The organism is Pseudooceanicola endophyticus (genome assembly GCF_018760365.1).
GTDB classification, from domain to species: domain Bacteria; phylum Pseudomonadota; class Alphaproteobacteria; order Rhodobacterales; family Rhodobacteraceae; genus Pseudooceanicola; species Pseudooceanicola endophyticus.
The window spans coordinates 39,876-52,090 of the sequence record NZ_JAHIAB010000017.1; the positions used below are offsets into that span (position 1 = coordinate 39,876).

A 12,215-nucleotide genomic window follows, 5' to 3' on the forward strand; every position below is an offset into this window, starting at 1 on the left:
CGCATATTCCTTACGCTCCACCAACAGTTCCGATGTCCTGACGCGACCTTACAAAAAGCTCACGGATCGGTGAAGTCTTGTAATGGTTCGTAACAAAAAGGCGACATTCGTTAAATTCCACGTATTTAGCCCCAAGTCTCAGATCACGTGGCAAAGGGTTAGCCGTGCCAATTCTCGCCAGCGCAAGCGCCATGAGGCGCCGCTTCAAAGACTTTTCCGAATGGAACGCCACGGCAATGCGGCTGGCACCGGCAGGGTATTATCTCTCGATACACCGCCGGACCTTCTGTTCGGCAGAAGCGGCCTATTCCTCGCTCAGCGCGGAATGGCTGCGATATTACACCGATCACATGTTCGCCCTGCGCGACCCCCTGCTGCATTGGGGCCTGATCAACGAAGGCACGAGCCGCTGGACCAACGTCGATCTGAGCTCGATCCTCCAGGAGGCCTACACGGATCGCGTGGTTGAAAAGGCACGGGATTGCGGCATGACCTTCGGCGCGGTCTCCTTCCTGAGGAGCGACGTGGCGTCACCGATCAAGAGTTGCCTGATTGTCGCGCGCAACGACCGGGAATTGACGGGCACAGAGCTGGAGGAAACCGATGCCCTGCTCCACCGCATCGTTGCCTCAGTCCCCCTCCAGTCGGGGCTGAGCAAGGGCGAGATAGAGCTACTGCGCCTGCTCGCGCGCGGCATGACCCAGGCCGAAGCCAGCCAGGCCCTCGGGCTGTCGTCACCGGCTACGAAAAAGCGATTGGAACGCGCGCGTGCTTCGCTTGGAGCCAGAACCACAACGAACGCCGTTGCCCTCGCCATGGAGCGCGGAATTCTGCAAATCTGAGGACTGATCCCAAGGATCATCCATACTTTAATATACTGTTTTAAGACCCATTTTCCGTTGACGAAGGCACAGTCCCTGAACAAGATCGAGATCAGAACTCGGCGCCTCGACGGCGCGTTTCAGACGGCTAAGGAGCCCCCCCATGCATCATGATCCCAAGCGCCTCTCCACCGCGTCCCTTGCGCCTGTTCAGGCGACGCCCAATTCCCTGAACGACAGGGAACTCGCGACCATCCTTGCGGCCCTGCGCTACTGGCAGCGCACGGCGCTACTCAGCACCTGGGGCACCGACAGCCCCGAGCACGGCTATCTGGCAGGCCAACCGACCTGCCCCGAAGGGGACATCGCCACGGAGGGCGGGCTCCTGGCCCCGATGGATCAGGACGAGATCGACCGCCTTATCGAGCGGATCAACGGCTGACGACTGCCGCCGGAACCCTCCCCAAGGATCCCATCCACGTTGTCGAACCAGAACAGGCGCGCCCCCCGGTCGCGCCTGTTTCGCGTGTGCCAACCGGGTTCCCAAGCAAGAGAAAGGAGGAGGCTCGCGCTTCAAAATCGCCGGAGACAGTCCAATATCTTCCGGCGAAAAATTTGGATCATTCATTATTTAAAACATTGGAAACACGTCTGATTTTTGCTTGCCCGAACCGGCAATGCTGTTACCTTCAATGCATCGGGACCGGCACGCAGAAGAGCACAGCCGGTTGTCTAAAGAGCATCCCGAAACCCATGTCTTGAATTGCAGTTGTTGTTGAAAGGAGGAAGCCGTGGCTGGATCTCTCAATCGAGTCATTCTGATCGGAAATCTCGGGCACGACCCGGAAGTGCGCACCTTCCAGAACGGAAGCAAGGTGGTCAATCTTCGGATTGCGACCTCCGAGAACTGGACGGACCGCACCACCCAGGAACGGCGCGAGCGCACCGAATGGCACAACGTGTCCCTCTATGCGGATCGTGACATCGACGCGGCCCAACGCTTCCTGCGCAAGGGGTCCAAGGTGGCGATCGAGGGGGCGCTGGAAACCCGGAAGTGGCAAGACCAGAACGGTCAGGACCGCTACGCCACCGAAATCACGGTCCGCACCTACCGCGGCGCGCTGACCCTTCTCGATGCCGCGCCGGGGCAGCACCAGGGCCAGCCGGCCTCTCGTGGTCAGGAGCGGCAGGGTTCCTCGTCCTCCGGCCCGCGCCAGGAACGGGACCGCCGTGACGATGGATATTCCTCCCAGGGCGAACGTGGGCAGGAACAGCCCCGGCGCGATACCGGCGCCTCCCAGGGCCGGTACGGCAGCTATCAGCGCGACAACTCCAGCTCCCACCACCGCACGCCCTACTGACGGCAGCGCGCTTCTGGCCCCCTCCCTGCGGCCCCCTGAGGGCCGCTCCCTTCCCCGACAGGCCCCCAGATGGCCTCTGCCCCCTCACAGGACAAAATCCAATGCAACCGACCACCATTACAACCGTCGACGAGAACGGGCCCGACGTGCGTCTGGTCCTGCACCAGGGGGCACTCGATGCGGTCCTCCTCGATCACTTCAGAACCGCATGGATCAGCAATGGCGCCGTGGGCGAGTGCCCGGCGACCTGGCACGAGATCCTGGAGGAGCTGAAGTCGCAGGACCTCCTCTATGACCGCGATGTTGCCCACTTTCACGTGCACGACCTGTTCGCCGACCCCATCATCTGGCCCCTATCCGCGCCCATTGGCAGCATCAGGCCAGTCGCAAGATTGCGGACAGTTTCGGAACGGTCGTGGTCGAGAAACTTCGGGCCAAGAACATGACGCGCAGCGCCAAGGGCACGGTCGAGGCCCCCGGCGTGAACGTGAAGGCCAAGGCCGGATTGAACAGATCCATTCTGAATGTGGGCTGGTTCGGCTTTGAAGCCAAGCTGGCCTACAAGCTGGCGGAACGCGGCGGGCAACTTGCCCACGTCAACCCAGCCTATACCTCGCAGACCTGTTCGGCTTGCGGAGCCGTGGACAGCAGAGGACGCGAAAGCCAAGCGTCCTTCGTCTGTCCGTGTTGCGGATTCCGCTCCAATGCCGACCTGAACGCTGCAATCAATATCGAACGGCGGTGGAACACACCGTTGCTGTCCGTGGAGGCTGGCGATAGCGCGGCCCATGAAGCGGAAACTCTCCCTGTGGTGGCCTAGCGGCCCTCTTGGAAATCTCCGGCCTTTAGGCCGGGGAAGATGTTAAGGGCGTGCCCTATCACTCGCTGTTCGCCTCCATCGAGATCGCCTCCCCCGACGGCGCATCCTATCGCCTCTAAGCACAGGAGCGCCGACAGGTCCGCTGCGCCTTCTGGGCAGCAGCGGGCCGGGCGAATGACCAGATGACCAACAACAGCTCAAACCAGGGCTACGTCGCCCTCTATGTCGCCAGAAACGCGCTTGGCACGGCAGAGCAGATCAGCTTCCTCAATCGGGACGCCGGATATGGCCGTCTTTGCGATGCGACGGTCTACACCGCGCCAGGGCCTCAGCTGGGACCGGAACAACACTGGACGTCGCTTCCCGACGTGCTCCCCACGCTTCTGGCGATCCTGAAGGATCGCGGGGATCTGGCGATCGTCGCAGATTTCCAGGATCTGAAGCTGGACAAGGACGACCTGCCGGCGGTGCTCCTGCACAGCTGCACAGCTGCACCTGCCGGGCCTGCGGGCATCAGTGGCAGGACATGCTGGGCCGGTCGGCCACGACAGCGGCCTGTCCCAGATGTCGTGCCACCGTCGAGATCGTGCCGCAGATAATCCAGTGGGCCGGCCCCCGGCATCCGATCATGCACCAGGTCTGGCAGCTGCTGCCTTCCCCGGCCGAGACCTCTCACCCCGCGCCCGGCGGCCTGCGGACCGCGCCGCTGAAGGCAGGACTGGTAATCACCGATCCCGCCGGAAACCAGGTCGCGATCCGCCGCGGCGCGGGCGGTCTCGACATTGCGCTGTTCCCTGCGCATGGGCGCTCCAGGGCCTTCACTCTGGCCCAGGCCGGCGTGACCGATCGGGGCCCCGCAGCGTGAAACCGAAAAAATCCCCCGGTTCAGTCGCGCCGGCGAACCTGCTACTCCCGGAAGGACCAGGACCAATGAACGGACAAGAGACCATGCAACTCGGCTGCCCCCTCGACCTCAGCGGTCTGCGCACCGCCCTTGCCATCGAGGAGGCCGGGCAATGGCACCTCTACGATCCCGAGCGGGATCCGGCGCCGTCGGATGCGCAGGTCGAAGCCGTCTACCAGGAGATCATGGCCTTCAATTCGAAGCACGTGCCCCTCCCGGACACCCGGTATCTGCGTCTCATGGTCGACGCCGCGGCGGCCCTGCACGGGCACAATGCCCGGCGGTGGGGCTGGAGTGTCATTGGGGTCAACCCGACCTCCGGGCGCCGCATTCTGGGCGAAGAGGACCACACGAAGGTGTCTTGGCAGCTCTGGTTCACCGCAATGAGCTTCGGGCTGGGCTTCGCCCGCTATGAGACCGAGGCGGAATACCTCGCGCCTCAGGATCTGGAGCGGAGGAAGACGTGAAGGTCGTTTGCAATGGCCGGACAACACTCGCAGCGGCATAGCTAACCCTCCCAAGGTGCAGGATTAGATATTCGGCCTCTTATGGTCACACGATGCAAATACGTCACGGCTGGGTCCGTCAATGACGCTCTAATAGCCGTTCCGGGAGCGCGAGATTTACAACCTTAGGTATTATCAAAATATATAATTTCCCCTATTATTGCGTAAATATCCCTGTTGGGCGAAAGCCCGGGTAGAGACTTGCGCAGCGCTTGCAGCACAAACCTGCGCCACGCGCCTTTGGAGGTGGCAATGCCCTATTCGAAGGCGATTACAGTACGCCAAATGGAAGTCCTGAACGCCGTTGCTGCGGCGGGATCAATGCGCCAGGCCGCGAAACTTCTGGGGGTATCGCAGCCGACCATATCGGCGCAGCTGGCCAAGCTCGAAGAAGCAGTGGGCGCTGAACTGGTGCACCGTGATCGGCAACGTCTCGATGTGCTGACGGCGGCCGGGGAACTCTGGGCCCGCACAGCCCGCGCCGTGCTCTTCGAGCTTGAGGGCGGTCGCATCGCCACCAGAAGCTATTCGGCCAGCATCGCTACCGTATCCGCTTTGCGACCATGGCCTCGCATTCGGGCCCCGTGGTAGGCTATGCCGCTTCCGAGGCCCGGAACGACCCGACGATCTCCGAATTCTTGGCAAGCTGGGCGCCCTCGAGCTCCATGCTGATGGAGTATCTCGAAATCCGCAAAGCCAATATGGCCCTCATGGCTATGACCAGCGCTCTCGCGGACTCGCCAACGTTCCATAGTGAAGTGCTTTACGAAGACCGCATCCTCTGGGCAGTACCCAAGAGCGTCGATCCCACATTGGTTCGAAGCATTATCAACGGGGCCACGCCGTCGGTGGTGCAACCGCCGGCGCTGAGCAACCGGGTGGTGGTGGATGCGCCCCATGAATGGCGCGCGACCAGCGACATCTGGTTTGCGGCGCACCTGCCCGGCGCGGTGCCATTCTACGTCAGCGACCTGCATCTTGGTGCGACCGAGATCGTGGCGGCCGGATTGGGTACCTGCCATGTCTCATTCACATTGCATAGCAACCTTTCGGAGCGCATCCGGTCCCAAGTGAACTTCTACGACATAGGTCGCCCCGCACAGCAGATGGTGCTGGCGACGCCGCGACACCTGATGACGGTGCCCGCCTATGGCAAATACTTCTCTCGACTGACCCGGGTGCTACGGACCCATTACTCCCAACATCTGGCGGATCATCTATCGGAACAATAGCACCAAGAGACCCATTCCTTCGTGAATGGCGGTCCCAGCCCACACAGCTGTGGCACTCTTGCATTGCGAGTGTAAGACCGCATGTCTTTTCCACCAGCCGGGCCCCGCTGGATCAGCTTGTATGCTGGACGCGGGGCGACCGGTGTCGTCCGTTTGCTCGAAGGATCAATGGGGTAAGATCACCCTGCCATGTCAGCACATCCAGCACCCGTACGCTCCCGAGGGGATATCCATCGGCGACAGTCAGACTTTAGCAGAGGCTGCATTGCTCGTGCGGCCTAGTCGAAGACGTTAACATGGCCAACGTTCATGACACATCGTTTAACTTTCGCCGCCAGCCAAATTCGCCTGAGCGAAATCTCCTGCCAGACTTGTTGAAGCAATCCTCTTGTCCATGACATTTGGCCTAGGCTAGGGATCAACTGAATGAACATAGGTCAATACCCATGATCGACATCCAGCCCCTCGCAATCCTTCGCGAAATTGACCGGACCGGCAGCCTGACCGATGCCGCCGACCGGATGAACTTGACCCAATCGGCCGTCAGCCACGCCATCCGGCGCTTCGAGGAGCGGCACGGCGTCAAACTCTGGGAACGCGAGGGACGCAAGCTTCGCCTCACGCCGACGGGAGAGTACCTGCTGGGGTTGGCCGCCCGGGTCTTGCCGCAGCTGGAATACGGCGCCTCGGTGCTAGAGGATTACGCCCGCGGACGGCGTGGAGCAATCAGGGTCGGAATGGAGTGCCATCCCTGTCAGCACTGGCTGATGCGGGTCGTCGATCCGTTTCTCGCAGCCTGGCCGGATGTCGATCTCGACGTGACTTCGGCATTTCAATTCGGGGGACTTGCCGCGCTGATTGGGCACGAGATCGATTTGCTTGTCACGCCCGACCCCATCGACCGCCCCGGTCTCAAGTACCGGCCCGTGTTCAACTACGAACTGGTTCTGGCGGTCGCCGACGATCACCCGCTGGCCCGAAAACGGCAGGTCACAGCCCCCGAGATAGCGTTCGAGACGCTCATCACCTATCCCGTCGCGCGAGAGAGGCTGGATATCTACACGCAGTTCCTCGTGCCCGCCCAAGCCCTTCCGCGCCGGCACCGCACGGTGGAGACGACCGACCTCATGCTGAGGCTCGTCGCGTCGGGCCGCGCGGTCAGCGCCACGCCCGACTGGCTGCTGCGGGGCGTAAAGGGCGTTACGGGCGTGCGCATCGGCTCCGGCATCCCGAAATCCATACATCTGGGCTACCGAGCGGGACCAATGCCGGGCTATCTCGAAGGCTTCATGCAACTGGCGGAATCTGTCGAGATCTGAGGGTTGGGCCCAGGCATGGAAGCGGTGGCGCGCCCAGAATGACATGACACAGGATCATGTATCCCAGATGAGAAGTCATTTTTGTTCATGTCTTATCTAAGGCAGTAAGAGGCATCGCCACAGTCATCGGGCCATCCGTCCGACGTCACAGGCATCATGACCACTGACAGGAGACCGGACCGCCATGACCGAGCCCTTCGCCTTCCAGATCAAGCGCCTTCGGTTTGACAAGGATTACACCCCTGAGAGCAGCACTCGGCTGACGACGAATTTCGCAAACCTTGCGCGTGGCGCGCACCGGCAGCAGAACCTCGAAAATGCGCTGCGGATGATCGACAACCGGTTCAACGATCTGGCCAGCTGGGACAACCCGCAGGCCGACCGCTATGCGGTCGAGTTGGACATCGTCTCGGTTGATCTGGATTTCGATGGCAGCGGCAAGGCCTTTCCGGCGATCGAGGTGCTTCAGACCACGATCCTCGACCGCAGGAACGGCCGCCGCGCACCGGGCCTGGTCGGCAACAACTTCTCCTCCTACGTCCGCGACTACGATTTCAGCGTGGTGCTGCCCGAGCACAACAAGGACCGCGAAAGCTTTTCCCTGCCCGACGACTTCGGAGAGCTACATGGCCGCATCTTCAAGGCCTTCGTCGCCTCGGAGGCCTACAAGGCGCAGTTCCGCAAGCCGCCGGTCATCTGCCTGAGCATCTCGGAAACCAAGAGCTACGAGCGCACCGCGAACAGCCACCCCGTGCTGGGTGTCGAATATGTCCCCAGTGGCGCGTCCTTGACCGAGACGTACTTTGCCAAGATGGGCCTCAAGGTGCGGTATTTCATGCCGCCGGGCAGCGTCGCGCCACTGGCCTTCTATCACGCGGGCGACCTGCTGAACGACTACACCAACCTCGAACTGATCGGCACGATCAGCACGATGGAAGCCTTCCAGAAGATCTATCGCCCCGAGATCTACAACGCCAATGCCGGCGCCGGTCAGACCTACCGGCCCAGTCTGAACCATCAGGATTTCTCGCCGACCCGCGTGGTCTATGACCGCGAGGAACGCGCGCGTCTAGCGACCGAGCAAGGCAGGTTTGCCGAAGAAGCCCTGATCAAGCCCTATCGCGCGCGGTTGGCCGAATGGTCTGCCCAGTTCGCCGCCTGATCCAGAACCGATGAGAGACATAACCATGACCAAATTGCTTCCCACCTCCACCGCCGGCAGCCTGCCGAAACCCGCCTGGCTGGCCGAGCCTGAGAAACTCTGGTCGCCGTGGAAAATGGACGGCGCGGCGCTGGCACAGGCCAAGCAGGATGCCCTGCGCGTGACTTTGGCCGAACAGCGCGACGCCGGCATCGACATCGTCAGCGACGGCGAGCAGACACGCCAACATTTCGTCACCACCTTTATCGAGGGGCTGGAGGGCGTCGACTTCGAACAGCGCGAGACGGTGCGCATCCGGGATCGCTATGACGCCAGCGTGCCGACGGTGGTCGGTGCCGTGGCCCGCCCCCGCTCGATCTTCGTCGAGGATGCGAAATTCCTGCGCGGCCTCACCGATGCCCCGATCAAATGGGCCTTGCCCGGGCCGATGACCATGATCGACACGCTCTATGACGCGCATTACCGCAGCCGCGAAAAGCTGGCCTGGGAATTCGCCAAACTTCTGAACGAAGAGGCGAAAGAGCTGGAAGCCGCCGGGATCGACATTATCCAGTTTGACGAACCCGCCTTCAACGTCTTCTTTGAAGAGGTGAACGACTGGGGCATGGCAGCGCTGGAACGCGCCATGGAAGGCTTGGATTGCCAGAAGGCCGTTCACGTCTGCTATGGCTATGGCATCAAGGCCAACACCGACTGGAAAGCGACGCTCGGCTCGGAATGGCGGCAGTACGAGATGATCTTTCCCGCCATTCAGAAATCCAGCGTCGATCTGGTCTCGCTCGAATGCCACAACAGCCACGTTCCGCTGGACCTGATCGAGATGCTGCGCGGCAAAAAGGTTATGGTGGGCGCCATCGACGTGGCAACCAACACGATCGAGACGCCCGAAGAGGTTGCCGCGACCCTGCGCAAGGCACTGCAATTCGTGGATGTGGACAAGCTTTATCCCTGCACCAACTGCGGGATGACACCCCTGTCACGGCAGGTCGCGCGCGGCAAACTTGCGGCGCTGAGCGCGGGAGCCGAGATCATCCGCCGCGAGCTGGGGGTGTCTGCGGCAGCATGACCCTCGCAACGGTAGACATTGACCCCCAGGCGCTGCGCGCATGCTGCGGTCGTTTCGCCACCGGCGTGACGGTCGTGACCACCCGCACGCCTGAGGGCGATCACGGCATGACCATCAGCGCCTTCATGTCGGTCTCGCTCGATCCGCCGCTGGTGTGCATTTCCGTCGGGACCGGGGCGCGGATGCTGCCCAAACTGCGCACCTCGAACCGCTATGCGGTCAACATCCTGGCCGAGAACATGCGCGCCCATGCGCTGCACTTTGCCGGACGGCCCGATGCGGGCTTGCGCTATCTGTTCGAAGACCGGCACGGCCTGCCTGTCCTGCGCGGGGCGGCGGCGGTTCTGGTGACGGATGTGGTCCAGACCATCGAGGCCGGGGACCATGTCCTTGTGATTGGCCAGGTTACACACCTGGAGCAGTGCTCCACGGCCCGGCCGCTGCTGCATCACGCTGGCCGGTTCGGCGGCGTCAGTGCTCACGCAGCGTAAAGCCCGACATAAGTAAGCAGAATTGGATGTCGTGGCCTGCCAAAGCGCAGGCCATGATGCGCTTTTCCGGTGCCAGGCGGTTTCCGGGCGACCGAACCGCGAATACTTCGGTCCGCGCCTTGAAAGTGCCCGCGATGGCGGCGCGGGCCCCTTCTGCTCAAGTCTCGGACATGAACATCCTGAAAGGTGCGATCATGCGGGCACGATCACGCCCGGCAGATCGTTCTTCACCATTGTCTCGCTCGGCTGGAAATGGATCACCGAGCGGATCGACTTTCCCGCATGCAGCAGATCAAACGCTGTATTTATCTGTTCATGGGTCATGTTGTGGGTGATGTAGGGGTCGACGTCGAAATCACCCCGCAGCCATTCATCCACCATGCCCGGCAACTGGCTGCGCCCCAAAACGCCACCAAAGGCCGATCCGCGCCAGACACGGCCCGTGACCAGCTGGAAGGGGCGCGTGGCAATTTCCTCACCCGCGCCAGCCACGCCGATGACGGTGCATTCACCCCATCCCTTGTGGCAGCATTCCAGGGCCGAACGCATGACGTTCACATTGCCGATGCACTCGAAACTATAGTCGACACCGCCATTCGTCATCTCGACGATGATGTCCTGGATCGGTTGTGAGAAATCGGCGGGGTTGATGCATTCGGTCGCGCCGAGTTGCCGCGCCAGGGCGAACTTCTCGGGATTGGTATCGATGCCGATGATGCGCGATGCGCCCTGCATCTTGGCGCCCTGGGTAACCGCCATGCCGACGGCGCCCAGGCCAAAGACGGCAACCGTTGCGCCGATTTCGACCTTGGCCGTGTTACGCACAGCGCCCATGCCGGTCGGGATCGCGCAGCCCATGACACTTGCCTTGGAGAGCGGCGCCTCCTTGCTGATCTTGGCCACGGCGATCTCGGGCAGCACAGTGTATTCCGCGAAAGTCGAGGTGCCCATGTAGTGATGGATCTTCTTGCCCTTGTAGCTGAAGCGCGAGGTGCCATCGGGCATCACGCCCTGCCCTTGGGTCTTGCGTATGGTCTGGCAGAGGTTCGTCTTGCCGGACTTGATGTAGGGGCAGTTCGGATCCTCCGGGGTGTAGAGCGGGATCACGTGATCGCCCGGCTTGACCGAGGTCACACCGGCACCCAGCTCCTCGACGATACCGACGGCCTCGTGACCGAGGACGGCGGGGAACAGCCCTTCGGGGTCAGCACCCGAAAGGGTGAACATGTCGGTATGGCACAGGCTGGTCGTGACGATACGGATCAGGACCTCACCTTCCTTGGGACCATCAAGGTCGATTTCCTCGATTTCGAGGGGGCGGTTCGGCTCCCAGGCAACGGCGGCGCGGATCTTCATGGTGGGTTTCCTTGTTGTCCTACTGGTCGCAAGTGTTACACCGTAACACCCCCGACACGAGCGAACTGACCCACGCCATCTGGCCAGTCAACGCGCCATACTGGCCACCGCAGGACCAAGCATGCCAAGAGAGCACGAACGGACCGAGACATCGGATCAGCGACGCCAGGTCACGCTGATCATCTACCCCGGCTTCAAGACGCTGGAAGCAACCGGCCCCCTGAGTGTGCTGGGCTATGCCTCCCAGCAACTCGCTGCTACGGGGCGTCCGGGCGGCTATGATGTGACCATAGCCGCACCGCAATCCGGGCCCGTTCCATCCGACACGCTGATATCGATCGAGGCCAGCGTGGCGTTGAAGGATCTGGCTGCCCGCGACACTGTGCTGATTGCCGGCTCCGCCCGGATCGAAGAGGCCCTGGCGCGCGAAACGGCTCTGGTAGCTTGGTGCCGGGAACACGGCCCTGCGGTGCTCCGCTGCGCGGCGCTCTGCACGGGGTCATTCTTTCTGGCTGAGGCCGGTCTGCTGGAAGGTAAGCGGGCGGCGACCCACTGGAAATACGCGGACCAGTTGCGCCAACGCTTTGCCGAGGTCGAGGTGGATGCCGACGCGATCTTCGTGCAGGAGGGCAGTTTCTGGACTTCGGCCGGGGTGACAGCCGCAATCGATCTTACACTGGCCTTCGTCGAACAGGACTATGGCCGCGACATTGCTCTGGCCGTGGCACGGGACATGGTGATGTACCTTAAACGGCCCGGCGGCCAGTCTCAGTTCAGCACCCTACTAACCGGCCAGACGTCCAACCCGGCCGGCATGCGAGACGTTCTCACCTGGATGAACGAGCGGCTTGATCAGCCTTTGACACTGGAAGAGATTGCCTCACAACAGGGCATGAGCGTGCGCAGCCTCACCCGCGCCTTCACGGCCGAAATCGGTGCATCCCCGATAGCAACGTTGGAGCGCCTGCGCTGCGACCGGGCAAAGGCGCTGCTGCTCGATACCGACTTGCCGCTAAAGGCCGTGGCCTACAGGGCGGGGTTTCGCACGGACGAACAGATGCGCAAGACCTTTCAGCGCCGGTTCTCTCTGTCGCCGCGCGACTACCGGGCGCGCTTTGCGACCTCGGGCACGCGGGCGGAGTGATGCCTTGCGATCCTTGCCCCCGGAAACACGAAG

Annotated in this window: 16 protein-coding genes; 15 read left to right on the forward strand and 1 reads right to left on the reverse strand. The window is 62.1% G+C overall.

Annotated elements, in window-relative coordinates:
* The first annotated feature begins 164 nt into the window (after nucleotides 1-164).
* The 14 genes from KM176_RS22270 to KM176_RS22330 all read left to right on the forward strand — a co-directional run bounded on the left by KM176_RS22270 (nucleotide 165) and on the right by KM176_RS22330 (nucleotide 9,682).
* Nucleotides 165-842 (forward strand): helix-turn-helix transcriptional regulator, encoded by a 678-nt coding sequence (locus tag KM176_RS22270; protein WP_160896840.1) that lies wholly within the window; start codon nucleotides 165-167, stop codon nucleotides 840-842.
* A gap of 142 nt (nucleotides 843-984) precedes the next feature.
* Entirely contained in the window at nucleotides 985-1,263 is a 279-nt protein-coding gene (locus tag KM176_RS22275; protein ID WP_160896841.1) for a hypothetical protein, read from the forward strand.
* 349 nt (nucleotides 1,264-1,612) lie between these two features.
* Nucleotides 1,613-2,182: a single-stranded DNA-binding protein gene (gene ssb, locus KM176_RS22280; protein WP_160896842.1), complete on the forward strand. Its 570-nt coding sequence runs from the start codon at nucleotides 1,613-1,615 to the stop codon at nucleotides 2,180-2,182.
* A 101-nt stretch (nucleotides 2,183-2,283) separates the two neighbouring features.
* A complete protein-coding gene (locus KM176_RS22285; protein WP_160896843.1) occupies nucleotides 2,284-2,628 on the forward strand; it encodes a hypothetical protein in 345 nt (114 codons plus the stop codon).
* Entirely contained in the window at nucleotides 2,574-3,002 is a 429-nt protein-coding gene (locus tag KM176_RS22290; RefSeq protein WP_311136199.1) for an RNA-guided endonuclease InsQ/TnpB family protein, read from the forward strand. The genes KM176_RS22285 and KM176_RS22290 overlap by 55 nt, the downstream gene beginning before the upstream one ends.
* Before the next feature lie 182 nt (nucleotides 3,003-3,184).
* A complete protein-coding gene (locus KM176_RS22295) occupies nucleotides 3,185-3,601 on the forward strand; it encodes a hypothetical protein (RefSeq protein WP_160896845.1) in 417 nt (138 codons plus the stop codon).
* A 29-nt stretch (nucleotides 3,602-3,630) separates the two neighbouring features.
* A complete protein-coding gene (locus KM176_RS22300; protein ID WP_160896846.1) occupies nucleotides 3,631-3,867 on the forward strand; it encodes a hypothetical protein in 237 nt (78 codons plus the stop codon).
* 65 nt (nucleotides 3,868-3,932) lie between these two features.
* Entirely contained in the window at nucleotides 3,933-4,373 is a 441-nt protein-coding gene (locus tag KM176_RS22305; RefSeq protein WP_160896847.1) for a hypothetical protein, read from the forward strand.
* A 291-nt stretch (nucleotides 4,374-4,664) separates the two neighbouring features.
* Nucleotides 4,665-5,003, forward strand: a complete 339-nt coding sequence (locus KM176_RS25050) for a helix-turn-helix domain-containing protein (RefSeq protein ID WP_236045427.1) — start codon at nucleotides 4,665-4,667, stop codon at nucleotides 5,001-5,003.
* A gap of 74 nt (nucleotides 5,004-5,077) precedes the next feature.
* Nucleotides 5,078-5,644: a type 2 periplasmic-binding domain-containing protein gene (locus KM176_RS25055; RefSeq protein ID WP_236045428.1), complete on the forward strand. Its 567-nt coding sequence runs from the start codon at nucleotides 5,078-5,080 to the stop codon at nucleotides 5,642-5,644.
* 446 nt (nucleotides 5,645-6,090) lie between these two features.
* Complete coding sequence (locus KM176_RS22315; protein ID WP_160896848.1) at nucleotides 6,091-6,963, forward strand: LysR family transcriptional regulator; 873 nt, start codon at nucleotides 6,091-6,093, stop codon at nucleotides 6,961-6,963.
* Between the two features lie 184 nt (nucleotides 6,964-7,147).
* Nucleotides 7,148-8,125 (forward strand): DUF1852 domain-containing protein, encoded by a 978-nt coding sequence (locus KM176_RS22320; protein ID WP_160896849.1) that lies wholly within the window; start codon nucleotides 7,148-7,150, stop codon nucleotides 8,123-8,125.
* 25 nt (nucleotides 8,126-8,150) lie between these two features.
* A complete protein-coding gene (locus KM176_RS22325) occupies nucleotides 8,151-9,191 on the forward strand; it encodes a methionine synthase (RefSeq protein WP_160896850.1) in 1,041 nt (346 codons plus the stop codon).
* Nucleotides 9,188-9,682, forward strand: a complete 495-nt coding sequence (locus KM176_RS22330; RefSeq protein WP_160896851.1) for a flavin reductase family protein — start codon at nucleotides 9,188-9,190, stop codon at nucleotides 9,680-9,682. Before KM176_RS22325 ends, KM176_RS22330 begins: the two co-directional genes overlap by 4 nt.
* Before the next feature lie 192 nt (nucleotides 9,683-9,874).
* Here the strand turns inward: KM176_RS22330 and KM176_RS22335 are convergent, their stop codons facing one another.
* On the reverse strand, nucleotides 9,875-11,038 hold the full coding sequence (locus KM176_RS22335; RefSeq protein WP_160896852.1) for an S-(hydroxymethyl)glutathione dehydrogenase/class III alcohol dehydrogenase: 1,164 nt from the start codon (nucleotides 11,036-11,038) through the stop codon (nucleotides 9,875-9,877).
* 121 nt (nucleotides 11,039-11,159) lie between these two features.
* Between KM176_RS22335 and KM176_RS22340 the strand changes: the two genes are divergently transcribed.
* Nucleotides 11,160-12,182, forward strand: a complete 1,023-nt coding sequence (locus tag KM176_RS22340) for a GlxA family transcriptional regulator (protein WP_160896853.1) — start codon at nucleotides 11,160-11,162, stop codon at nucleotides 12,180-12,182.
* Nucleotides 12,183-12,215 lie beyond the last annotated feature (33 nt).

Excerpts from the sequence above, each read along its gene's own strand:
- KM176_RS22295 (WP_160896845.1), top strand. The coding sequence starts at position 3,185 with ATGACCAACAACAGCTCAAACCAGGGCTACGTCGCCCTCTATGTCGCC.
- KM176_RS22335 (WP_160896852.1), bottom strand. The coding sequence starts at position 11,038 with ATGAAGATCCGCGCCGCCGTTGCCTGGGAGCCGAACCGCCCCCTCGAA.
- KM176_RS22305 (WP_160896847.1), top strand. The coding sequence starts at position 3,933 with ATGAACGGACAAGAGACCATGCAACTCGGCTGCCCCCTCGACCTCAGC.
- KM176_RS22325 (WP_160896850.1), top strand. The coding sequence starts at position 8,151 with ATGACCAAATTGCTTCCCACCTCCACCGCCGGCAGCCTGCCGAAACCC.
- KM176_RS22285 (WP_160896843.1), top strand. The coding sequence starts at position 2,284 with ATGCAACCGACCACCATTACAACCGTCGACGAGAACGGGCCCGACGTG.
- KM176_RS22320 (WP_160896849.1), top strand. The coding sequence starts at position 7,148 with ATGACCGAGCCCTTCGCCTTCCAGATCAAGCGCCTTCGGTTTGACAAG.
- KM176_RS22300 (WP_160896846.1), top strand. The coding sequence starts at position 3,631 with ATGCACCAGGTCTGGCAGCTGCTGCCTTCCCCGGCCGAGACCTCTCAC.
- KM176_RS22275 (WP_160896841.1), top strand. The coding sequence starts at position 985 with ATGCATCATGATCCCAAGCGCCTCTCCACCGCGTCCCTTGCGCCTGTT.
- KM176_RS22315 (WP_160896848.1), top strand. The coding sequence starts at position 6,091 with ATGATCGACATCCAGCCCCTCGCAATCCTTCGCGAAATTGACCGGACC.
- KM176_RS22330 (WP_160896851.1), top strand. The coding sequence starts at position 9,188 with ATGACCCTCGCAACGGTAGACATTGACCCCCAGGCGCTGCGCGCATGC.
- KM176_RS25050 (WP_236045427.1), top strand. The coding sequence starts at position 4,665 with ATGCCCTATTCGAAGGCGATTACAGTACGCCAAATGGAAGTCCTGAAC.
- KM176_RS22340 (WP_160896853.1), top strand. The coding sequence starts at position 11,160 with ATGCCAAGAGAGCACGAACGGACCGAGACATCGGATCAGCGACGCCAG.
- KM176_RS25055 (WP_236045428.1), top strand. The coding sequence starts at position 5,078 with ATGCTGATGGAGTATCTCGAAATCCGCAAAGCCAATATGGCCCTCATG.